This window comes from Pseudescherichia sp., from assembly GCF_032052675.1.
GTDB lineage: Bacteria > Pseudomonadota > Gammaproteobacteria > Enterobacterales > Enterobacteriaceae > Pseudescherichia.
The window spans coordinates 1-22,939 of the sequence record NZ_DAMBWA010000001.1; the positions used below are offsets into that span (position 1 = coordinate 1).

A 22,939-nucleotide genomic window follows, 5' to 3' on the forward strand; every position below is an offset into this window, starting at 1 on the left:
GGCGTCATCCACGTACGAATGACTCACCAGCAGGCGCAGCGGATCGGCAGACTGCTCCCGGTTCCAGTTGAGGGCGCGCACTGTCAGCCCCCGATTGTCGATGACGCCGATTAACGGCGTACCGGTGGCGATTGTTGGATAGAACATATTCACTCCCTTGCAAGATAGCCAGATAGCTGATGAAAAGATGCTCTTAACAAACAGCATAAAGGCAGGGGAGTTGCTCAGATGTGCATTTATAAACCTGGCAGGCATAGTAATAACGCAGTCAGGGCAATTAACATTATCTCTATGCCTGGAGTGTTACTGCTCCTGCAAGTTATCCGACCCAACCCCACCGATAAACGGCAGGCGCAGGCGCAGGGGCGTAAAGTCGAGACCCACGTTCAGCCCAAGCACGTTAAGCTCAAACCCCTCCTCTGCCCCCAGGGTCACTCCCGCTACGCCCAGCACCGAAACCTGTAGCCCGCGCCCGGAAGGTGGCAAGCCGATGGGTCGATAGAGCGGACGATAATCTTTCCCTACCGCGTTGGCAGGCAGATCGAGCCTGAGATCGGGCACTTCTCGCCCGATGTGGGCAATAAAGGTATTGCTATTAGGTCCCGGCCACGCATGATAGGTGGTCGGCCACGGATAGGAGGCAATCGCCGCCTCGATCTGCGGGATCATCGCTTCGGCTTCCGGCCCACGACGATCCACCAGCAGACGCGGTCTGGCTCCGTACCAGTAGCCATCCGCAAGATTACGGTCGCGGCGTACCTTATCGCCGCTGCCCCAGCTAATCACCTCGTAGCGGGTGTAGTGGTTCTCTCCGGCGCGTTTGAAGATGATCCACGGGTGCACCGCTACCGCCCCTTTCCAGCCGTAGGTTGGCGCCGCATAGACCTGAACGATTGCCAGCCCGGCAAATTTGACCGGATCGGGCGCGATGCCAGACGAGTCACGCCGGGCGGACCACCACCCCTCGTTGGCTTTGGCGTCGCGCTGATTCACCGCCTGGGCGATACTGGCAACGAGGGAGAGCAGAATAATACACAGCAAACTCAATAAAACTGTTTTGAGAGCGATCATGGCACCTGTAGGGGAAATAGAAAAAAACGGCGGGAAGTGGCCTATTCTACCGCCGTTTTTTTGCCCAGCAAGCGCTGTGCTCAATTTATCACCGAACTTTACGCAGACTTAAACCTCCAGCCCGGCGCGGAACTGGCCCCACTTCAGCACCGAGTTGACGCCAATGGAGAGGAACGGCTCCGGCGGAGTTCTGTTTGGCCCCGGGGACGCCACCAGGAAATCAATTAGCTCATTGCGCTCCCCGGCGATCATATCCGCCAGCAGCTTGCCGGTGGCGGTGCCGCGGGTGATGCCCAGTCCGTTGCAGCAGAGCGCGCCGTAGACGTTAGGCGCCAGCTGGCCAAAGAAGCCTTCATGGTTATCCGACAGGCAGATCGCCCCGCTCCAGGAGTAGTCAAAACCGACCTCAGAGAGCATAGGGAAGCGGCGCTCAAAGGATTTGCGATGCGTGTCGATATAGCCCTTCAGGAGCCGCTCGCGCGGGCGGCCGTCCGGCTGGAAGCTGAAGCTGTTGCGGATCAGAATACGGTTATCTACCGTGCGGCGAACCGTACTGCCGAAAGGATGGGCAGGGATAACGCCCCACACCGGTTTGCCGCCGAGCCGGGCCTGCTCTTCACTGCTGAGCGGACGGGTCAGGCTGCCGTAGAGGAAGGTTGGCAGCAGGCGGCCACGCAGAAAACCAAAGTGCGCGGCGAAGGCGTTATTGGCGAGGATCAGCTTATCGGCGGTGATGCTGCCCTTGTCATGCACCAGGGTGACCTTCTCGCCGTAATCAATCGACGCGATGGGCGTGTTCTCATAGAGAGTCACGTTGGAAGGCAGACTGTCCGCCAGCCCTTTTACCAGCGCCGCGGGCTGCAGCAGGATAGTACCGGGAATATAGAGCGCCTGCTTATAGTAAGAGGTGCCGATATGGTCCGGCAGATCGCGCCCGGCGATCATCTGTGACTCGCGGCCTATCTTCTCCAGCCCGCTGCGGTAGGCCTCAAGGATAGCAATGCCCTGATCGCCCACCGCCGCCTGGTACTTACCGGAGTCGGACATCTGGCACTCAATGCCGTGCTCCTTGACGATGGCGCGCAGCGTGTTCTGGCCCAGGGTGTTGAGCTTGAGGATCAGGTTGGCGGTCTTCACGTCGCCGATGTAATCCTTCGCGCCAATATCATGAGGTACATCAATGGCAAAACCCGCATTACGTCCGGAGGAGCCAAATCCTATCTCCTGCGCCTCGATCAGCACCACTTCATCATGAGGGAAGTTCAGCGCCAGCTGGCGGGCGGCGGCCAGTCCGGTTAGCCCGGCCCCGACAATCGCCCAGCGGGCGTGCTTGTGCCCCTCATGGGCAGGACGCGGGATACGTTTTTTACTGGTGTGATACCAGCCCGGCAGGGCGTCATCAGAAGGCAGAGAGGTGATCTTTTGCACGTTCGTTACTCCGGTACGTTTTTTCTTTAATCCATCCCGCCAGAGAGCCAGGCCGGGTGGTGCAGGGTCATGTTACAGAAATCAGGCTTATGAATATTTCTTGTATATTTTATGTATACAACTTGTATAAAAAACATGACGCGCGTAGCAAAAATGCACTCTGCATAAAAAAAGAAAAACGCCGTTGGGGAGGGGGAAACGCAGGCGTAGCGGGGCCTGCCGGCGAGTGCCAGCAGGCGTAAAGCGGAAGTTAGCGGTTGCCTTCCGGCGTCTGGATCAGATGGTCAGCTTTCAGCCCCTGCGGCGCGATAAAGATCTCCATATTGACCCGGGACAGCTCCCAGTGCTCAAACACCAGATCGACAACGGCCTGTTCATCCCGTGCCTCGATGGCGGCAATAAAGGCATCGTGATGATCCGCTGCAAGCTGCAAACGCTGCTCCATATCCTCATTCTGCGGACGAAAGAAGGTATGGCCGATACGGCAGTGGTCAATCAACAGCCGTCCCAGGCTGGGCTGCAGATAGGGATTGGCCGCCATCTCCCCCATCAGCTCATGGAAACGATTGTTCTCCAGGGCCAGCGCTTCGGCGTCGTGGGTCTGCACCGCCTTACGAAAACGCTTTTGCGTCTCCTTGAGCGCTTTTAGCTGAGCGGGCTTGTAGTTCTGTACCGCCAGGCGTCCCGTAGCAGCGTAGATCATCGGCGCGACCAGAAAGAAGTTACGCAGCGTTGAGTGACTCATGGGGATCACACGCACGCCGCGCTTCTCGACGATTTCAAGAAAGCCCTCGCCGGCCAGCCGCTGAAAAACCTCTCTTACCGGCGTTCGGGATAGCCCGTACTGCGCGGTGAGGCTGGCCTCGTCCAGCAGCTCATCCGGGTCAAGCTCCATCGTTAAGATAAGCCGCTTGAGATCCTCATAGAGCGCCACTTTACCCGTTCTCATTGTCGCCTCCTGGAAATGCCCTGTGCATAGTGAGTGTGATAGTGATTAACCTACAGAAGAAGCCTGTATACCACAAAAATAGTTAAAAAATTCACACCCTACACAAGGCGATGTTTTCACACGAGATCGACCCCGGTCATTATGTCGCTTCCGAGGGGACATCGATCCAGATTGTCTTCAGCTCCGTGTACTGATCGAGAGCGAAGACTGACTTGTCACGTCCGCCAAAGCCAGACTGCTTGTAGCCGCCAAACGGCGTGGTGGCATCACCTTCGCCGAAGCAGTTAACGGTGACCGTCCCGGCCCGGATAGCACGGGAGACGCGGATCGCCCGGTTGAGTTTGCCAGTATAGACCGATGCCGCCAGGCCGTACGGTGTGTCGTTCGCCAGCGCCAGCGCCTCGGCTTCCGTTTTGAAGGTGGTGACGCAGAGTACCGGCCCGAAGATCTCCTCCCGGAACAGCGCGCTTTGCGGAGTCACGCCGTCGATAATGGTGGGCTGGATGTAGATCCCCTGCTCGGTGTCACCGCCCTGCACAATACGTAGCCCCTCCTTGCGCGCGGTATCGAGATAGCCGCTGACCTTGCTGAAATGTTCGGGGGAGATCATCGTTCCCAGCTTGTTCTGCGGATCGCTGGGGTTCCCCATCCGCCACTCGCCCATCTGCTCCGCAATGATCGCCAGCAGCTTCTCCTTCACCCCCTCCTGCACCAGCAGGCGCGAGGTGGCTGAGCAGTTCTCGCCCATGTTCCAGAAGGCACCGTTAAGCACGTGTCCGGCCACGGTATGCAGATCCTCGGCATCGTCAAAGACGAGAGCCGGGTTTTTGCCGCCGCACTCAAGGACCACTTTCTTGAGGTTGGACTCCGCAGCATAGTGCAGAAAGCGTCGCCCGGTAGCGGTTGAGCCGGTAAAGCTCACCATGTCGATATCCGGATGCAGGCCAATCGGCTCCCCCACCTCCTTCCCGGTGCCGGTCACAATATTCAACACCCCGGCCGGGACGCCCGCCACACTCGCCAGTTCGGCTACCCGCAGCGCGGTCAGCGAGGTCTGCTCGGCCGGTTTTACCACCACTGAACAGCCTGCCGCCAGCGCCGGGCCGATCTTCCATGCCAGCATCAGCAGCGGGAAGTTCCACGGCAGCACGCAGCCCACGACGCCAATCGGCTCGCGCACCACCAGCGCCATTGCACCGTGACCTACCGGCGCAGTGTGGTCGTAAAGCTTATCAATGGCTTCTGCATGCCAGCGCAGCACGTGGATGGTTTCCGGCACGTCCACCGCCAGACACTCGCTGACCGGCTTGCCGCTATCGAGGCTCTCAAGCACTGCCAGGGCATTGATCTCCTGCTCCATGAGATCGGCCAGCTTGAGCAGCACGGCTTTACGCTCGCCGGGCGCCAGTTTGCTCCAGCTTCCGGCTTCGAAGGCGGCACGGGCAGCGCTCACCGCCGCGTCAACGTCGCGGGCGTCACAGGCGGCAATATCCGTAAGATGCTCGCCGGTGGCCGGGTTAGTGGTCGCCAGGGTTTTGCCCGTGGCGGCCGCGGTAAAGCGACCGTTGATAAAGGCTTTATCCGGCAGGGGCAGATCCCGCGCCAGGGTGGTGACATCACTTAGCGTCGTGAGCTGTTGCATAGGTCCTCCTTACGCTGATGCCACGTTGCGCTTAACGTCGGTGATGATGGTCTGCAGCTGGGCCTTCTCTTCCTCATTCAGAGCCTGCAGCGGAGCGCGGACCTGACCCGAGCGCAGGCCGTTCAGCTCGCAGCCGTAGCGGATAGACTGAACGAATTTGCCCCCGTCGAGGAAGTTCATCAGCGGCATCATCGCCGCCATGATTTTGCGACCCTTGTCGAAGTTCTTCTCTACCACGCAGGCTTCATACAGCGCCACGTGCTCGCGCGGAATGAAGTTAGATCCGGCGCAGACCCAGCTGCGTGCGCCCCAGGCGAAGAACTCCAGCGCCTGATCGTCCCAGCCGCAGGAGAGGGCGATATTCGGGAATTTACAGGCCAGCAGGTGCAGATTGTTAAAATCACCCGAGCTCTCTTTGATCGCCACCACGTTAGGGGACTTAATGACTTCATTGAAGTAGGTCTCCCCCATAGTGATGCCCATGCGGCCCGGATAGTTGTAGAGCATAATTGGCAGCTGCGCGGCTTTATCGATGGTCAGCGCATGATGGGCGTTTTCCAGCTCGGTAGGCAGCGCATAGGGTGGCGAGGTGACCAGAATCGCATCGGCTTTGCTCTCCCGGGCATGCTTCGCATAGTGGACGGCATCTTCGGTGCGGGTTGCGCCGGTGCCCACGATCAGAGGCAGACGGTTGCCAATCACCTGACGGGCATGCTCGACCAGCGCCATCCGCTCCTCTGGGCTCTGCGCATAGTACTCACCGGTAGAGCCCCCAATGATAATGCCGTGAACGCGTGCTTCAATCAGCGACTCCAGCACCTCTGCAAAGCGTGCGAAGTCAATGCTGCCGTCTGCTGCGTAAGGGGTAATTGCCGGGGTGTAGATACCTTCAAATGTCAACACGATAACCTCCAGGGTGGAAACTTATGACCATGACTGTCTGCTTGCTGGCAGGGACAGGATGCGTTTGTTAAAAATTTGCACTCGGGAGCGACCGGGGTCAATGGCTGAAAAAAATTTGTATACATGATAAATACAAAGGAAATACGTTTTAATAGTATATTTTTACAGTAACGAATAAATAAAACATTAAAAATCAATTAATTAAAATCTTATACGTTGCGTAGTAATTTTCTATATAAATTCAGATAACGATCACATTCCACAATTCTGGCCCGCCTGGACGTATTTACACCGTCAATCAGGAGGCATAGTTTTAATCCTGTATTTAACCGGAATTTAACACAGCGGCCTGCCAGAGCGCCTGAGTGTGATAAAAATGTAAACAGAGGTAGAGGGTTATGCCCCAGAAGAGAGCGACACTTATTGGATTCATTGCCATTCTGCTGTGGAGCGCCATCGTAGGATTGATTAAAAGCGTGAGCGAAGGCTTTGGTCCCGTCGGCGGCGCAGCGCTGATCTATACCTGTAGTGCGGTGCTGTTGCTCTTTACCATCGGCTTTCCAAAGATCCGTCGCTTCCCGGTCAGCTACTTGATCCTCGGCAGCGTGCTGTTTGTCTGCTACGAGCTCTGTCTGTCGCTGTCGCTTGGATTTACCCACAGCGGTCGCCAGGCCATTGAGGTGGGTATGGTGAACTATCTCTGGCCGAGTATGACAATTCTGCTGTCGGTGATTGTTAACCGCCAGAGAACGAGCCTGTTAATTATCCCGGGTATTATTCTAGCCATTGCCGGAATAGGCTTTGTGCTGGGCGGTGACCAGGGCTTTTCATTTAGTGAAATGGCGAATAACGTGATGGATAATCCATTAAGTTACGGCCTGGCATTTAGCGGTGCCATTATCTGGGCAATATATTGCGTCGTAACGAAGATTATTGCTGAAGGGAATAACGGCATCACTCTGTTCTTTATTTTAACGGCGTTAACTCTGTGGACGAAATTCCTCTCATCGCCACAGCCTGAGTTTGTTATAAGCTGGCATGCAGGGATTAGCCTGCTGTTTGCCGCCATCGCTATGGGCTTTGGCTATGCTGCGTGGAATGTCGGCATCCTCCACGGCAACGTCACGGTGCTGGCCGCGGCGTCGTACTTTATCCCCATTATCTCAGCGGTGCTGGCGGCGTTTATGCTCCACTCCACTCTGACGGTCTCTTTCTGGCAGGGTACCGCCCTGGTCTGTCTGGGATCGCTGCTCTGCTGGTGGTCGACCCGCACCATAGCAGCAAAAAAGCTTTCTAATGAGGTGACATAATTTTTAAATAACAGGGAGTACGGGTTGTAACGTATTAATTATAAAAGTGTGGCAAGACCGATTATTTATTACGTGTGTTTTATCCGATTCGAATTTATCTGGCCTACATGAATTCCGTGCGCGTTGTAATAAAAGTTAATCTTTGACTTTTATTTAATAACGCCGTGGAAGACAGGAGTTACTATGTCAAATACCATTTCTGTTGAAGACGTACCGCTTAACCGCTTCCACCGGTTGCTTACCGTTCGCTCCGGCGGAGGATCGTTTGTTGATGGTTATGTTCTGAGTATTATCGGCATTGCCATGACGAAAGTGTCTCCCGCCCTGGGCTTAAGCGCCTTCTGGGAGGGGATGATCGCCGCCTCGGCGCTGATCGGCATCTTCTTTGGCGGCTTTATTGGCGGTGCTCTCACTGACCGCCTGGGCCGTCGCCTGCTCTACTTCGTCGGCCCGACGCTGTTTATCGTCTGCTCGCTGGCGCAATACTGGGTTCAGAGCGGTGAAATGCTCTTTGCCCTGCGCTTCCTCAACGGCGTCGCGGTAGGGATTGAGTACCCGGTCGCGACGGCTTTCCTGGTGGAGTTTCTGCCGAAGAAAAATCGCGGTCCCTGCCTCGCTACCTTAACCATCCTCTGGTTTGCCGGAGCAGCTACCGCCTATCTGGTGGGGGAAGCGCTCCTTAACTTTGGTGGCCCGGAGGCCTGGCGCCTGACCCTGGCCAGCACCGCTGTTATCGGCGCCCTGCTGTTCCTGGTGCGTCTGGGGACCCCGGAATCGCCGCGCTGGCTGATCGGTAAAGGCCGCCACGCCGAAGCGGAGGGGATTATTCGCCGCGTCTACGGCGCTGATTTTGGCCTGCAAAACCTGCCGGCACAGGCCGAGAGCAAAAACCTCTCCTTCGTTAACCTGCTGCACTCCGGCTACGGCAAGCGTATGGCCTTCGTCACCATTTTCTGGACCTGCTCGGTGATCCCGGTCTTCGCCGTCTACGCTTTTGCGCCGAAGGTGCTGGAGGCGCTGCACCTGAGCGGCGGCTGGGCTTCCTATGGCTCCATCGCCATTACCCTGCTGTTCGTGGTGGGCTGCATCATCGCGACCCGACTGGTAAACACCCTGGGACGCCGTAAGCTGCTGCTGCAGAGCTTCCTGTGGTCCGGGCTGGCGCTGCTGCTGCTGGGCCTGCTGCGGGATGGTCCGTCGATGATTATCCTACTGATGTTTGGTGCCTACGCCCTGTTTATCGGCGGCGCACAGGTATTGCAGCTGGTCTACCCGAACGAGATCTTCCCGACGGAGATCCGCGCCGGGGCGGTTGGCGTGGGTACCTCCCTGTCTCGCATTGGCGCAGCGGTAGGAACCTGGCTGGTGCCGGTCTCATTACAGACTCTGGGGATCGGTACAACGATGTATATCGCCGCCGCCATTACCTTTGTCGGGCTGATCGTCTCCTGGTTCCTTGCCCCTGAGACCAACGCCCGCAGCCTGGAAGAGGCCGCCGCGCTGGATGATGCGCAGCCGCGCAAAGCTCGCGCCACGGGGCAGATGCCGAAACGCAGCGTGCTGCAAAAGATGTAACAATTACGCCGGGCGGCGCGAGCTTGCCCGGCCTACAAACTCTTCTCCCTACTCCTTCACCAGCTTCTCTACCACCCTGCGCCGCTTTCTGAATGAGCTTGGCGTCTCACCGTACTGCTTACGAAACCAGGCAATAAGATGCGAGGCGTCGGAGAAGCCAGTCGCGGTAGCAATGGCGTTGATGCTGTTACTGGAGTCGGCCATCAGCTTGCGCGCCTGCTCCAGGCGCATCCGCCGCCAGTAGACGGCAGCCGAGTGGCCCGTGCACTTGGTAAAGATCAGGTTAAGCTGGCGGAAGGTCACCCCCGCAAACGCGGCCACGTCAGCCAGCGGCACCGGCGAATCCAGATGGTGGCGCATAAACTCGATCACCTTGCTCACCAGCTCGTTCTCATAGACGTCCGGCTGGCTGAGACTCTCTTTCTGCTTCGCCTTTGTGCCCGGCACGGCGGTATCATCCACCAGCAGGTATTTCAGCACCTTCTGGGCGCGCACCAGCCCGCAGTGGTGACGGATCAGATCTGCTGCCAGATCGATAGCGGTTCCGCCCGGGCAGGAGATGATGCCGCCATCCTTGATGTAGGTTTTATCGATCACCGGAATGGCTTTCGGAAAACGCATTTTAAACTCATCCCGGGTCGTAAAGTGGATCGCACAGTGACGGCCATCCAGCAATCCTGCACTGCCCGCAACAAACGCCCCGCTGCACAGGGTAACGATGGGAATATTGCGCGCATGCAGATCCCGCAGCGCCTGCAGCAGCCAGGCCGGAGGCTGACGCGTCTCCTCCAGCAGTCCCCCCGCGACTACGAAGTAGTCCCACTCCTTACTGAAATCGAGTTTCGCCGTGGGGGAGACCGGCAGGCCGCAGCTGGCGGTTACCGGCAGATCGTCGCAGGTCATCCACTCCCAGCGGCAGAAGATCTGGCGGCTGGAGAATGACTCATCCGCTGCAAAGCGCAGAGACTCCACCAGCCCCGCTACGGAGGCCAGCGTGAACTGTCTCATCAGCAGAAAACCGATGGTGAGATCGGGCTTCGGCTCAACGCTGCTGTCAGGGGCTATCCGGTGCGGCATCGTCATTAGGCTCCTGTAATCCGCTCAGCTTGCTCAGCAGGCGTTTCAGATCGGCAATATCCTGCGCATCCAGCCCGGCGGTAATGGTTCTCTCTGCGCGCTTCGCCTGCTCAATCATCCGCTCCAGCATCGCCTCGCCCGCCGCGGTCATCGAGACCAGCTTACGCCGACGGTTCGCGGGATCGGTCTGGACCTGCAGCAGGCCGCTTTTGCTCATTCGATCGATGACGTAAGTGCCCGTGGCTTTATCAAACCCGGCGCGGTTGCCGAGGGTTTGCTGATCGCAGGAGGTCTCCTCCTTCAGCACCACCAGAATGGCGTACTGCACCGCAGACAGACCGGTATCAACGTTTTGCGTCCAGCACAGCGTTGTGCGCTGTCCTGCGCGGCGCATCAGATGCATTAATGAACAGTCGCCATGCGGCCACAGGGGCGCGGCAACGATTGGGTCGCGATTCTCCGCCATCGACTCTCTTGACTCCTTCTCTTGACGCCGGAATAGCGGCAATCATATAGTTCGCACACAAACAGTTAGGACTCAAACTGTAACATAACGGCTCTACAACGGCTTAAGGAGAGCCAGATGAAATACTATAACGACTTAAGAAGCTATATCGATGCCCTCGACGCTATGGGTGACATTATGCACGTTACGCGCGCGGTAGACTGTGATTTTGAACCGAGCGCCATTACCCGCCGTAGCTATGAGATCCACTCCCCTGCGCCGCTGTTCCATAACGTTGCTGGGGCTGGATCCGGCCGCCAGCGGCCCGGAGATTGTCGAAGCGCTCTATGATGCACGCCTCGTTTGACCAGAGCTACCCGGAAGAGGTGCGTCAGCGGGTGCTTAAGCACTGGTAACGTTGCAAAAACACCCACCTGCCAGAGATGTATTGCAACCTTAAGGTTGTAAGCCTCACAACACCTTGCAATACATTTTAGCTGGAAGCACCACAATAAAACCGATAAGTTCCCGCCCTGCATTACCCTAGCAATATCAATCATTTAAGAAATGAATACATAACATTTTATGTATTCATTTCCAATATTTTGTTGGAGTTATTATGGGCCAGGATAAGGTATTTGCTCTGGAGAAGAGCGTGCAGGATTTTCGTTTTGATAACCAGGTTGCAGGGGTATTTGATGATATGGTCGACCGCTCCGTGCCCTTCTACCAGGAGATCCAGCGCATGGTGGGCGAGCTGGCCGCGGAGCACGTTACCGAGGGGAGCCAGCTTTACGATCTGGGATGCGCCACCGGTACAACCTTAGCCCTGCTGGACGGCGTGCTGCCGCAGAACGTTGCGTTTACCGGCATCGACAACTCTCCGGAGATGCTGGAGAAGTGCCGCAGCAAACTTACGCAGTTAAATTCGCCCCGTGAGATGCGTTTTCTCTGTCACGATCTGAAGCAGGGGCTCACCCCAGAGAACGCCTCGGTGGTGGCAATGATCCTGACGCTGATGTTTGTCCGTCCCATGCACCGCCGAGGGCTGCTGTCATCTATCTACGAGGGGCTTAACCCCGGCGGTGCGCTGATCCTGGTAGAGAAAGTCGTCTGTGACTCGCCGGATCTCAACAGACGCTTTATCAAGTATTACTACGATATGAAACGCCGCCACGGCTACAGCGAGCTGGAGATCAGCCAGAAGCGTGAGGCGCTGGAGAATGTGCTGATCCCCTATAGCGAAGGTGAGAATCGGCAGCTGCTTAGCGATATCGGCTTTCGTAGCGTAGAGGTCTTTTTCCGCTGGTATAACTTCTGCGCAATGGTGGCGATAAAATGAGGATCACCGTCGGCAACTTTCTCTTTCGTACCCGCAACGCCCTCTTCCCGCTGCTCTACCTAACGCTGTTTCTCGGTGGGCAGCACGTCAGCGAGAACGCTGTTGCCATGCTGGTCGCGGGCGCGGCTATCGCGCTGCTTGGGCAAGCGATCCGTATTTTAACCGTCGGGCTGGACTATATCGTGCGCGGCGGCCGTCAGCGCAAGGTCTATGCCGACAGCCTGGTACAAACCGGGCTGTTTGCCCACTGTCGCAATCCGCTCTATCTCGGCAACCTGCTGATGATTATCGGCTTCGGCGTTGCTGCCAATAATCCGTGGTATCTGGGGATCGCGATGCCGCTCTTTTTCCTCGGCTATGCCTGCATTATTACCGCAGAGGAGCACTATCTGCTGGGGCGCTTCGGCGACAGCTATCGGCACTACTGCGCCCAGACGCCGCGCCTGCTGCCGCGCGTAGCGGGCCTGTACCAGACGCTGGACACCTTTGCTTTTAACTGGCGGCGAGTGATCGTGAAGGAGTACACCACGCTCTGCATGACCCTGCTGGTGCTGGTGCTACTGGCCTCAAGGGCGCTCAACGTTGATGCCCGTGGCTGGCAGGTCTCCGGCGGCCTCATTGCCCTGATACTGTTGGCCTGTTTTGCCGTTCGCCTGCTGAAAAAATCCGGGCGGCTTCATGCCGGTCCGCTGCGCTAGCCCCTCTCTCCTCTTCGCCTGATTAGTGTCCCCCGCTCACTAGCGTATGCAAAAAGCGGGGGTAATCCCTGTTTCACCGCCTACTATTATTTATTGCACGTATAAAAACAACGCTATAGATGTGGAGGCAATTATGAGCAATCAGAGCAATGAGGCAGACAGAGGACCGTACGATTTCAGCGTAACCCGTCGGGTGCTGATTAAGGCCAGCGCGGCGTCTGCTGCGGCAGCGGCTATTTCCCCCTCCGTCGCGCTCAGCGCCGGGGAGCCTCCGGTCACGCCACCGCCTGAAACAGTGCCGGTCTCGTTCAAGGTCAACGGCGAGGTTCACCAGCTGGAGCTGGATACCCGTACTACCCTGCTGGATGCCCTGCGCGAGCATCTGCACCTCACCGGCAGCAAAAAAGGGTGCGATCACGGCCAGTGTGGAGCCTGTACCGTGATCGTCGACGGCCGCCGGATCAACGCCTGCCTTACCCTCGCCGTGATGCATCAGGATGCAGAGATCACGACTATCGAAGGACTGGGCACGCCGGATAACCTGCACCCGATGCAGGCCGCCTTTGTGAAACACGATGGCTTTCAGTGCGGCTACTGCACGCCAGGGCAGATCTGCTCCTCGGTGGCGGTACTGAAAGAGATTGAGGCAGGTATTCCCAGCCACGTGACCGTGGATCTGGTCTCCACGCCGCAGGCGACGCCGGATGAGATCCGCGAGCGAATGAGCGGCAATATCTGCCGCTGCGGGGCCTATGCCAATATCCTCGCCGCCATTGATGACGCTGCCGGAGGTCTGAAATCATGAAGGCGTTTACCTATGAGCGCGTCAACACCCCTGCCGAAGCGGCAGCCAGCGCCGGGCGCACGCCCCACGCTAAGTTTATCGCTGGCGGTACTAACCTGCTCGATCTGATGAAGCTGGAGATCGAAGCTCCGCTGCACCTGATCGATATCAACAGCCTGGCGCTGGATAAGATTGAACAGACCTCTGAAGGTGGTCTGCGCATCGGTGCCCTGGTGCGCAATACCGATCTGGCTGCCGATGAGCGGGTGCGCCGCGACTATGCCGTGCTCTCTCGGGCGCTACTGGCCGGGGCCTCCGGACAGCTGCGTAACCAGGCCACCACGGCGGGTAATCTGCTTCAGCGCACTCGCTGCCCCTACTTCTACGACACCAACCAACCCTGCAACAAGCGGCTTCCCGGCAGCGGCTGCGCGGCGCTGGAGGGGTTCAGCCGTCAGCATGCGGTGGTGGGCACCAGCAAAGCCTGCATCGCGACGCATCCCAGCGATATGGCCGTCGCCATGCGGCTGCTTGATGCGGTGGTAGAGACGGTGCGCCCGGATGGGCAGACGCGCGAGATCCCGATCGCTCAATTTTACCGTGCGCCGGGCAACACGCCGCACATCGAAACGAACCTTGCTCCTGGGGAGCTGATTACCGCCGTCACCCTGCCGCCGCCGGTGGGCGGCACCCATATCTACCGCAAGGTAAGGGATCGTGCCTCCTACGCCTTCGCGCTGGTCTCCGTCGCCGCCATCGTGCAGCAGGACGGCAGCGGTCGGGTGGCGTTGGGGGGCGTGGCTCACCAGCCGTGGCGGCGGGAGGATGCCGATGCGGCGGTGGCGCAAGGCGCACAGGCGGTCTATGACCGACTGTTTGCCGAGGCCCAGCCAACCCATGAAAACGCGTTTAAATTAACCCTGGCGAAGCGCACTATCGCCTCGGTGCTGGCAGAAGCGAGGGCATAAAGCGATGAAATTTGATAATCCCGCCACGGAAAACCCTATCGACCGCATGAAGGTGGTCGGCCGTCCGCACGATCGCATCGATGGCCCGCTGAAAACTACCGGCACCGCGCACTACGCCTACGAGTGGCATGACAAGGTGCCCAATGCCGCCTACGGCTACGTGGTCGGCGCGGGGATCGCGAAGGGGCGAATTAACAGCATTAACATCCAGGCCGCTCGCAGCGCACCCGGCGTGCTGGCGGTGGTCACCGCCGACAACGCGGGAAAACTGGGCAAGGGCGAAAAAAATACCGCCGTCCTGCTCGGCGGTCCGGCGATCCAGCACTATCACCAGGCCATCGCCGTCGTGGTGGCGGAGACCTTCGAGCAGGCACGTGCCGCAGCGGCGCTGATCGAGGTAGATTACCAGCGGGATCGGGGCGAATACGATTTAGCCGAAGTGAAACCCAGCGTGACCGCCCCGCAGGAGGATCAGCCCGACAGCGTGACCGGCGATTTCGCTACCGCCTTCGCCTCTTCTCCGGTCAAGCTCGACGCGACCTACACGACACCGGATCAGAGCCATATGGCGATGGAGCCGCACGCCTCTATGGCGGTCTGGGAGGGGGACAAACTCACCGTCTGGACCTCTAACCAGATGATTGACTGGTGCCGCTCTGACCTTGCGCTAACGCTGAATATCCCGAAAGAGAATATTCGGGTGCTGTCGCCCTACATTGGCGGTGGTTTTGGCGGCAAGCTGTTCTTGCGCAGCGATGCCTTGCTGGCCGCGCTCGGTGCACGGGCGGCGAAGCGTCCGGTGAAGGTGATGCTCTCCCGACCGCTGATCCCCAATAACACGACGCACCGTCCGGCGACTATTCAGCAGGTACGCATCGGCACCGACGAGGCCGGGCATATCACCGCCATCGCCCATGAGAGCTGGTCCGGCAACCTGCCCGAAGGCGAACCGGAGACCGCCGTGCAGCAGACGAATTTTCTCTATGCCGGAGCGAATCGCCACACCGGGCTACGGCTGGCGGAGCTGGATCTGCCGGAGGGGAACGCCATGCGCGCCCCTGGGGAAGCACCGGGCATGATGGTCCTCGAGATCGCCATCGACGAGATTGCCGAGAAGGCAGGTGTGGATCCGGTAGAGTTCCGCATCCTCAACGATACCCAGGTCGATCCCACTAACCCGGATCGCCCCTTCTCCCGCCGCCAGCTGGTGGAGTGTCTGCGTACCGGCGCTCAGCATTTTGGCTGGCAGCGCCGCCATCCAACGCCGGGGCAGATCCGCGAAGGTCGCTGGCTGGTGGGCATGGGGGTCGCAGCCGGTTTTCGTAACAACCTGGTGATGACCTCCGGGGCGCGCGTGCATCTCGACGCTCAGGGCATGCTCACCGTTGAGACCGACATGACCGATATCGGCACCGGCAGCTACACCATTATTGCCCAGACGGCCGCCGAGATGCTGGGCCTGCCGCTGGAGAAGGTGGTGGTGCAGCTGGGAGACTCCACCTTCCCGGTCTCTGCCGGGTCCGGCGGACAGTGGGGAGCCAACAGCTCCACGGCGGGGGTCTACGCCGCCTGCGTCAAGCTGCGCGAGGCGGTGGCAAATAAGCTGGGATTCGATCCGCAAAACGCGGTCTTTGCCGACGGCAGGATCAGCGTGGAGGAACGCAGCGCCCCGCTCACCGATGCCGGGGCGCTTAGCGCCGAAGATACCATCGAGTTTGGCGATCTGCAGGAGAAGTATCAGCAGTCCACCTTTGCCGCGCACTTTGTCGAAGTGGGGGTGGATATCGCTACCGGCGAGGTGCGGGTGCGCCGGATGCTGGCGGTGTGCGCCGCCGGGCGGATCCTCAACCCGAAAACGGCGCGTAGCCAGGTGATTGGGGCAATGACGATGGGCCTTGGCGCGGCGCTGATGGAAGAGCTGGCGGTGGATACCCGACTGGGCTACTTCGTCAACCACGATCTCGCTGCCTATGAGGTACCGGTACATGCCGATATCCCCGTTCATGAGGTGATTTTCCTCGACGATACCGATCCGGTGTCTTCACCAATGAAGGCTAAAGGGGTTGGCGAGCTGGGGCTGTGCGGCGTCAGCGCCGCTATTGCCAACGCGATCTACAACGCCACCGGCGTGCGGGTACGCGACTACCCTATTACACTCGACAAGCTGCTGCGCGGCCTGCCGGAAGCGATATAGGAGAGGGACGTGCTGCCACAACCTGTGCATATTGCAACCGAGCATGATCCCGCTGTTACCCCACAGCGGGCGTTTTTAACCGACGACAGCGTGGCGGTGCTGCGTTTCGCAACCCAGGCGCTGGCTTCCGGCATGGCGGCGGCGCTGATCGTGTTGACCGAGATCCGCGGCGGCGCGGCACGCCCCTTAGGGGCGCAGATGGCCGTACGCGAGGATGGCCTCTACTGCGGCTTTGTCTCCGGCGGCTGCGTTGAGGCCGCCGCTGCCTGGGAGGCGCTGGAGGCGATCAAATCCGGCGCGGATCGCACGGTCATCTACGGAGAGGGGTCGCCCTGGTTTGATATTGTCCTGCCCTGCGGGGGCGGGATTACCCTCAGCATCCACCCGCTCCGCTCGGCGCGCCCTCTGCTAGCGGTGCTGGCGGCGCTGGAGCGACGTCACTCTACGGCGCTTCGCTATAGTCCCCGCGCCCAGACGCTGCATATGGGTGCGTCTGACGAAGAGACAGGCTGGAAAGAGGATGAGTTTGTCATTCACTACCGTCCTGCAACGCGGGTGATTATCTTTGGCCGCTCCGTCGAGGCAGATATGGCGGCTAAACTCGCCGACGCAGCGGGATACGATGTGCATATTGACGATGGCTCCCGGCTGCGGACGCTCACTGCCCTGATCGATGCCCACACGGCGGTCATTTTCCTCTGGCACGATCTCGACCGGGAGCTACCCCTGCTGAGTGCCGCGCTGACCGCCACGCCCTTTTATATCGGCGCGCTGGGCAGTCGCCGCACGCATGAAAAACGGGTCCGCGCCCTGACCGAACGTGGTTTTCAGCCTGACCAGATTGCGCGGATCAAAGCCCCGATCGGCATCTTCCCCCAGGCGCGGGATGCCAGCTCGCTGGCGCTGTCGGTGTTGGCAGACGTGGCAGCCGCGCGCGGCCGGGGGGCTGAGTGACAGCCGCTCTGCCCACGGTGATTGTACTGGCTGCTGGACGGGGCGAGCGTTTTCTCGCCTCGGGGGCGGCAAGCCACAAGCTCGATACCCTGCTCAGCGGTAAATCCGTGCTCTCCCATACCCTTGCAGCGGTGCAATCCTCCGGCCTGCCGTGGCATCTTGTCCGGCCCGAAGGCGGCACCGGCGGCATGGGAGAGTCCATTGCGATGGGGGTGCAGGCAACGTCTGAGGCCGCAGGCTGGCTGATCCTACCCGGCGATCTGCCTCTCGTAGAGGCCGCCACGCTCCGGCGCGTTGCCGGAGCGCTGGTGGAGCAGCGCATTGTGGTGCCCCGCTTTCATCAGCAGTCGGGCCATCCGGTGGGATTCGGACGGCGCTATTTTCAGGCATTAGCCGCGCTGGAGGGCGACGTGGGTGCGGCGGCGATTGTGCGGCAAGCGAGGATCAGCGACAACATACAGGATCTGCCGGTAACAGACGACGGCATCATACGCGATGTCGATACGCTTGCCGATCTTGCTCTGGCGCAAGCACGGCTGCGTACCCGGCGGTGAAAAAGAGATCCGCCCTTGAGATACAGCAGGCTAAAATTGGTTTAATAAGAATATATGCACGTAAAGACCATATTTAACAATCTCTCCCCATCAGAAGGCGATTGAATTGTTATAAACTCAATGTAGAATCATCAGACTATGCTTAAGCTGTATTAATCCTTAATAGTCAGCGGCGGTCGGGTTTAATCATTTTTTCAGGGAAAGTTATAATGAAATTGCGAGGCCTGTTACTCCTTTTTATGGTCACTGTCGTTGTCGGCTGTAAAGCACCCCCGCCGAAAATGACGGACGATACGCTGGTGACCAGCCAGGTCAACGGCATCACGCTGACGCACCGCTATGCGGTCTCGCCACCCGCTACCTTTACGCCTGTCAATGAGCCCTACCGGGCGCTCTACCCCGGCTCGATCCTCAGCACGCCCTCCTACGGCGGTAAAGTCCTTGGCCAGCTGAAAAACGGCGAAACCTATACCGTTTTGGGCGAGGTGGATAACGCCTGGCTGGCCGTAGCCGAACAGGATAACGAGCAGCTGATTGGCTACGTGCCGCCGCGTGCGATGGTGAAAAGCGCCCTCTACGAGCAGACGCTAAAAAACGATCGCCGCCGTCCTAAGCGCGCCGCGAAAAAAGCGACCTGCGTGGCGGTGGATGACAGCAGCAAAGCATGCCAAAAAGGCGATAGCGGCACCTGGATTATTGATTAATTACTCTGGCTAACAAGGAATTATATGAAAGTCTGGCTTTCAGGTTTGGCGTTGCTTTTAGCATCCACAACCGTGTCGGCAGGGAATTATCGTATTGCCCAATCCCCCTCTCAGAAGCTGGATGTCTGGATAGACAACGTTAACGATAAATCGCCGCAAAGCTGGTGTTCTGCAAAATTACCGCTGCGCATTGTTGCCAGCGGTGATAAAGCGCCCTCGATTTTGACCACTTTTATGCCGCGCCTCGGCGCGCTGCTGGAGAGCCAGTGCAGCACTATCGGCCAGGTAAACTGGCAGATGGTCGACCCGGAAGGTGAATTGCTCGCCGAAGGCATCGCCACCAAAGAGAGCGAATGGGCCGTTGTCATTACGCCGCGCGCGGCTCAGTCTGCAGCCAATACCGTTCAGGCTCAGCAGCCCTCGCCGATTGCCGACCGCACGCCGTGGCTTGAGTTTACGTTACAGGATGGCTGCCACCTGCGTACCTTCTGGCAGGGTGATGCCAACGCCTCGGCGCTATTTATTCCGGCAAAGGCTAACGGCAAGTGCGAGCGCGGCGGCTGGCTGAACGGCCGCAGCGAAGTGATCCAGCATGGAAACAAGGGTGAAAAACGCGCGGTGATGACCTTCGTGCACGGCTTCCCGGTCAGCGGTCTGAGCGATAAAGCCAATGCTGACAGCCTGCTGATCACTAGCGTAAACAACGAACGGATGGTGGTAAGCAATAGCCTGGCTCCCCAGAGCTGGCTGATCCTGCCCTACGATCCGCAGCTCAACGGCTGGAAAAACAGCGGCACGGTGGCAGTAGAGGTGTCGCGGGATCAGGCGCTGGATGACGCTCGTCTGCAAACGCGGCTCGCCGAGGTGCGTAAAGTATGGTCCGCCTGGCTAGAGCCCGGCACCAGCCTGACGCTGCTTTTAATCGACAATCTGCATCCGCAGCTGCGGGATCCGGCGGCCGGAGCCTGGCGCACGCAAAAGTGATCCTGAAATACCTATTCTGAATAGCCGTCAGCTTTGAACAGAGATCCTCACATAATGACAGACAGCGACTACAATCCGAGCACACCCGACGCGCTGCCGCCGGGTTTTCGTTTCGATGAGCTAGAGATCCAGGACGTTATTCAAACCAGCCACACGGATATTCTCTATCATGCCCTGGACCGCGAACTTGAGCGTCCGGTCTTCATCAGAGAGTATATGCCCCGAGCGCTGACCCTGCGCGGTGAGGATATGCGCCTGGTGCTGCGGAGTAAACAGGACAGCGCCGCCTTTGCCGCCGGCCTGAATGCCTTTGTCCAGCAGGCCCGCCAGCTGGCACGCTTTACCCACCCCAACCTGATGCTGGTCCTGCGCTTCTGGCAGCACAACGATACCGCCTATATCCTGACGCCGCGCTACGACGGCATCACCCTGGCGGAGCTGCATCAGCAGCAGCCGGAGGTCATTAACGAAGCCTGGATTTTACAGCGGCTGCCTATGCTGTGCAGCGCGCTTGCCACCCTGCACCACGCGAACGAGCTGCACCGCAATATCTCCCTCAAGAGTATTCAAATTGAGGAGAGCGGCCAGCCGCTGCTGCTTGATGTTGCCGTTGCGCACGCCGCGACGGGCGAGCTTAGCGAGACCAGCAAGCTGCTGCTTCACCCTGGCTTTACTCCTCTTGAGCAGTACGCTGACGCCAGCGAGAACCTTATCGGACCGTGGACGGATATCTACGCATTGGGCGCGGTGCTCTATACGCTGATTACCGGCTCTCCGCCGCCCGCCAGCGTCGCGCGCAGCATTCAGGACAGCTGCACGCCGCTGGTAGAGAACCCACCGCCGGGCTACTCCCCTGCGCTGCTGCAGGCGGTCGATCGCGCCCTGGCGTTAAAGCCGGAGGATCGGCCCCAGAGCATCGCAGAGTTTGCTGCGCTGGCGGGAATTACGGTAGGTGACACCGGCCAGCTGCCTGCGGTGAAGAAAACCGGCACGATGCTCGTTCCGGTGGAGGAGCCCTCTGCCGTCGCTCCTACGCTGTGGCAGCGGTTTAAAACGCCCGCCCAGATTGCAGCCGGCGTGGTGGTGGGCATTATTGCCGGCGCGCTGATCTTTGGTTCATCGCATAGCGATAGCGAGACGGCGGTCGCGGCCTCCTCTGCCCAGCCCACCCCGGCGCCGGAGGCGAAGGTCGCCAGCGCGCCCGCCAGCGGACCTATCGCCCGGATCTACATTCGCATGAGCGATGCCGACAGGCTACAGGTGAACGGCAAGACGCAGGAGGTTGCCCCGGCGGCTAGCGGCTTTGCCTATCTCCAGCTGCCCGCCGGCAAGTATGAGTTTACCCTGCAGAACGGCAGCCAGCGCCGTAGCGAAACGCTGACGGTGGTTACGCCTGGCACCTGGCTAATTAATCCCCAGGGTTAAGAGGATAGTGCCCGGCGGCGCTTCCGCTTGCCGGGCCTACGATCTGACGTTTTCGTCGGCTGATTTTGGCGAAAAATGTTTGTAAGGGCGCAAATTTTTACTTCTGGTACTCCGGGCGTCGGATATTCGTCTACTGTTTTCAAAGGTTGATTACAGCGGGACGCTGTTCATTGCTAAGGAGAATAATAGATGAGAAGAAATTTATCGCGCCAACCCCGGACGCTGTTTTTTGCCATGCAGCTGGCACTGGGGGGCGCATTTCTCGCGTTGACTTCCGCACAGGCGCTGGCCGCCGAAGCTGAGAGCCAGACCCCGCCTCAATCTCCGGATATCCTGCTGGGTCCGCTGTTTGCCGACGTGCAGACCGCTAAGCTCTTCCCTGATCAGAAAACCTTCGCCGATGCCGTACCAAAAAGCGATCCCTACATGATCCTGGCCGACTACCGGATGCAGCGTAACCAGTCGGGCTTCGATCTGCGCCACTTTGTCGAGATGAACTTTACCCTGCCGGCTGAGAACGAGAAGTACGTTCCGCCTGCCGGGCAGACGCTGCGCCAGCATATCGACGGCCTGTGGACGGTGCTGACCCGCACCACCGACCGCACCAACAAGTGGGATTCGCTCCTGCCGCTGCCTGAGCCGTACGTGGTGCCGGGCGGCCGTTTCCGCGAGATCTACTACTGGGACAGCTACTTTACCATGCTCGGCCTGGCCGAAAGCGGCCACTGGGATAAAGTGGAGGATATGGTAGCGAACTTCGCCCATGAAATTGATGCCTGGGGCCATATCCCTAACGGTAACCGGACCTACTACCTCAGCCGCTCCCAGCCGCCGTTCTTTGCCTTTATGGTCGAGCTGCTGGCGAGCCACAAAGGTGATGACGCCCTGAAGACCTACCGCCCGCAGCTGGAGAAGGAGTACAGCTACTGGATGGAGGGGGCTGAAACCTTGCAGCCGGGACAGGCTAATAAGCGTGTGGTGAAGCTCGAGGATGGCTCTGTTCTCAACCGCTACTGGGACGATCGCGATACCCCACGTCCCGAGTCCTGGCTTGATGACGTGACCACCGCGAAGAACAATCCAAATCGCCCGGCGACGGAGATCTATCGCGATCTGCGCTCTGCTGCCGCCTCGGGCTGGGATTTCAGTTCGCGCTGGATGGACGATCCTAACCAGCTCGGCAGCATCCGCACCACCAGCATTGTACCGGTGGACCTCAACGCCCTGATGTTCAAAATGGAAAAAGTGCTGGCCCGAGCCAGCCAGGCCGCTGGCGACAGCGCCAAATCGAGCCAGTATGACGCAATGGCCAATGCCCGACAGAAAGGGATGGAGGCCAACCTGTGGAACGATAAAGAGGGCTGGTATGCAGATTACGATCTGAAGACCAAGCGCGTGCGTAGTCCGCTGACGGCGGCGGCGCTCTTCCCGCTGTATGTAAACGCAGCGGCGAAAGATCGGGCCGCTAAGGTTGCGGCTGCCGCTGAGGCCCACCTGCTTAAACCTGGCGGTATTGCCACTACGACCGTCAACAGCGGCCAGCAGTGGGACGCGCCGAACGGCTGGGCGCCGTTGCAGTGGGTTGCCACCGCCGGGCTGCAAAACTATGGCCAGGACAAGCTGGCGATGGACGTGACCTGGCGCTTCCTCTCCAACGTACAACATACTTACGATCGCGAGCAGAAGCTGGTGGAGAAGTATGATGTCAGCAGCACCGGCACCGGCGGTGGCGGCGGTGAATACCCGCTGCAGGATGGCTTCGGCTGGACTAACGGCGTTACGCTGATGATGCTGGATCAGGTCTGTCCGAAGGCGCAGCCGTGTGACAGCGTACCGAAAACGCAGCCTGCTGCGGCATCGGCTACGCCATCTACCGCCCAACAGCCTGCCCCGCAGAGCGAGCCTGAAGCGCAAAAAGTGGCCCAGTAAGCC

At 59.1% G+C, this 22,939-nt stretch carries 21 protein-coding genes; 14 read left to right on the forward strand and 7 right to left on the reverse strand.

What is annotated here, in order from left to right:
* Positions 1-303: 303 nt before the first annotated feature.
* From RTX96_RS00005 to RTX96_RS00025, 5 genes are all read right to left on the reverse strand, one after another.
* Positions 304-1,071, reverse strand: coding sequence for a DUF3750 domain-containing protein (locus RTX96_RS00005; RefSeq protein ID WP_312669783.1), 768 nt, complete (start codon positions 1,069-1,071; stop codon positions 304-306).
* A gap of 108 nt (positions 1,072-1,179) precedes the next feature.
* Positions 1,180-2,499, reverse strand: coding sequence for an FAD-binding oxidoreductase (locus RTX96_RS00010; RefSeq protein WP_312669784.1), 1,320 nt, complete (start codon positions 2,497-2,499; stop codon positions 1,180-1,182).
* Between the two features lie 250 nt (positions 2,500-2,749).
* Positions 2,750-3,448 carry a GntR family transcriptional regulator gene (locus RTX96_RS00015; RefSeq protein WP_103819961.1) on the reverse strand — a complete coding sequence of 233 codons (699 nt, stop codon included), beginning with the start codon at positions 3,446-3,448 and terminating at the stop codon, positions 2,750-2,752.
* A 139-nt stretch (positions 3,449-3,587) separates the two neighbouring features.
* Positions 3,588-5,090: an aldehyde dehydrogenase gene (locus tag RTX96_RS00020; protein WP_312669785.1), complete on the reverse strand. Its 1,503-nt coding sequence runs from the start codon at positions 5,088-5,090 to the stop codon at positions 3,588-3,590.
* A gap of 9 nt (positions 5,091-5,099) precedes the next feature.
* On the reverse strand, positions 5,100-5,993 hold the full coding sequence (locus RTX96_RS00025) for a dihydrodipicolinate synthase family protein (protein WP_312669786.1): 894 nt from the start codon (positions 5,991-5,993) through the stop codon (positions 5,100-5,102).
* A gap of 398 nt (positions 5,994-6,391) precedes the next feature.
* Here RTX96_RS00025 and yddG point away from each other — a divergent pair, with 398 nt between their 5' ends.
* Positions 6,392-7,303 carry an aromatic amino acid DMT transporter YddG gene (gene yddG, locus RTX96_RS00030; protein ID WP_312669787.1) on the forward strand — a complete coding sequence of 304 codons (912 nt, stop codon included), beginning with the start codon at positions 6,392-6,394 and terminating at the stop codon, positions 7,301-7,303.
* Between the two features lie 183 nt (positions 7,304-7,486).
* Positions 7,487-8,878 carry an MFS transporter gene (locus RTX96_RS00035; RefSeq protein WP_103819958.1) on the forward strand — a complete coding sequence of 464 codons (1,392 nt, stop codon included), beginning with the start codon at positions 7,487-7,489 and terminating at the stop codon, positions 8,876-8,878.
* A 48-nt stretch (positions 8,879-8,926) separates the two neighbouring features.
* Here RTX96_RS00035 and RTX96_RS00040 read toward each other — a convergent pair whose 3' ends face one another.
* Both RTX96_RS00040 and RTX96_RS00045 read right to left on the reverse strand, forming a co-directional pair.
* On the reverse strand, positions 8,927-9,955 hold the full coding sequence (locus RTX96_RS00040; protein ID WP_409418551.1) for a GlxA family transcriptional regulator: 1,029 nt from the start codon (positions 9,953-9,955) through the stop codon (positions 8,927-8,929).
* Positions 9,933-10,421, reverse strand: coding sequence for a MarR family winged helix-turn-helix transcriptional regulator (locus RTX96_RS00045; protein WP_312269631.1), 489 nt, complete (start codon positions 10,419-10,421; stop codon positions 9,933-9,935). Before RTX96_RS00045 ends, RTX96_RS00040 begins: the two co-directional genes overlap by 23 nt.
* Before the next feature lie 117 nt (positions 10,422-10,538).
* Here RTX96_RS00045 and RTX96_RS00050 point away from each other — a divergent pair, with 117 nt between their 5' ends.
* The 12 genes from RTX96_RS00050 (at position 10,539) to RTX96_RS00105 (ending at position 22,936) form a co-directional block, all read left to right on the forward strand.
* Positions 10,539-10,751: a UbiD family decarboxylase domain-containing protein gene (locus tag RTX96_RS00050; RefSeq protein WP_286140696.1), complete on the forward strand. Its 213-nt coding sequence runs from the start codon at positions 10,539-10,541 to the stop codon at positions 10,749-10,751.
* Between the two features lie 268 nt (positions 10,752-11,019).
* Entirely contained in the window at positions 11,020-11,742 is a 723-nt protein-coding gene (gene cmoA, locus RTX96_RS00055) for a carboxy-S-adenosyl-L-methionine synthase CmoA (RefSeq protein WP_312669789.1), read from the forward strand.
* The gene (locus tag RTX96_RS00060) at positions 11,739-12,440 is read left to right on the forward strand and encodes an isoprenylcysteine carboxylmethyltransferase family protein (protein ID WP_312669790.1); all 702 of its coding nucleotides are present in this window, start codon (positions 11,739-11,741) and stop codon (positions 12,438-12,440) included. The genes cmoA and RTX96_RS00060 overlap by 4 nt, the downstream gene beginning before the upstream one ends.
* 133 nt (positions 12,441-12,573) lie before the next feature.
* Positions 12,574-13,245, forward strand: a complete 672-nt coding sequence (gene paoA, locus RTX96_RS00065; protein ID WP_103819954.1) for an aldehyde dehydrogenase iron-sulfur subunit PaoA — start codon at positions 12,574-12,576, stop codon at positions 13,243-13,245.
* The gene (locus RTX96_RS00070; protein WP_103819953.1) at positions 13,242-14,192 is read left to right on the forward strand and encodes an FAD binding domain-containing protein; all 951 of its coding nucleotides are present in this window, start codon (positions 13,242-13,244) and stop codon (positions 14,190-14,192) included. The genes paoA and RTX96_RS00070 overlap by 4 nt, the downstream gene beginning before the upstream one ends.
* Before the next feature lie 4 nt (positions 14,193-14,196).
* Positions 14,197-16,386, forward strand: coding sequence for an aldehyde oxidoreductase molybdenum-binding subunit PaoC (gene paoC / locus RTX96_RS00075; protein ID WP_312669791.1), 2,190 nt, complete (start codon positions 14,197-14,199; stop codon positions 16,384-16,386).
* Positions 16,387-16,395: 9 nt separating this feature from the next.
* Positions 16,396-17,340: an XdhC family protein gene (locus tag RTX96_RS00080; RefSeq protein ID WP_286140695.1), complete on the forward strand. Its 945-nt coding sequence runs from the start codon at positions 16,396-16,398 to the stop codon at positions 17,338-17,340.
* The gene (locus RTX96_RS00085) at positions 17,337-17,894 is read left to right on the forward strand and encodes an NTP transferase domain-containing protein (protein ID WP_103819951.1); all 558 of its coding nucleotides are present in this window, start codon (positions 17,337-17,339) and stop codon (positions 17,892-17,894) included. Before RTX96_RS00080 ends, RTX96_RS00085 begins: the two co-directional genes overlap by 4 nt.
* A 209-nt stretch (positions 17,895-18,103) precedes the next feature.
* Entirely contained in the window at positions 18,104-18,598 is a 495-nt protein-coding gene (locus tag RTX96_RS00090; RefSeq protein ID WP_103819950.1) for an SH3 domain-containing protein, read from the forward strand.
* Between the two features lie 24 nt (positions 18,599-18,622).
* Positions 18,623-19,582 (forward strand): hypothetical protein, encoded by a 960-nt coding sequence (locus RTX96_RS00095; protein WP_103819949.1) that lies wholly within the window; start codon positions 18,623-18,625, stop codon positions 19,580-19,582.
* A gap of 54 nt (positions 19,583-19,636) precedes the next feature.
* On the forward strand, positions 19,637-21,007 hold the full coding sequence (locus RTX96_RS00100; RefSeq protein WP_312669792.1) for a protein kinase domain-containing protein: 1,371 nt from the start codon (positions 19,637-19,639) through the stop codon (positions 21,005-21,007).
* A gap of 189 nt (positions 21,008-21,196) precedes the next feature.
* Positions 21,197-22,936 carry an alpha,alpha-trehalase gene (locus RTX96_RS00105; protein ID WP_103819947.1) on the forward strand — a complete coding sequence of 580 codons (1,740 nt, stop codon included), beginning with the start codon at positions 21,197-21,199 and terminating at the stop codon, positions 22,934-22,936.
* Positions 22,937-22,939 lie beyond the last annotated feature (3 nt).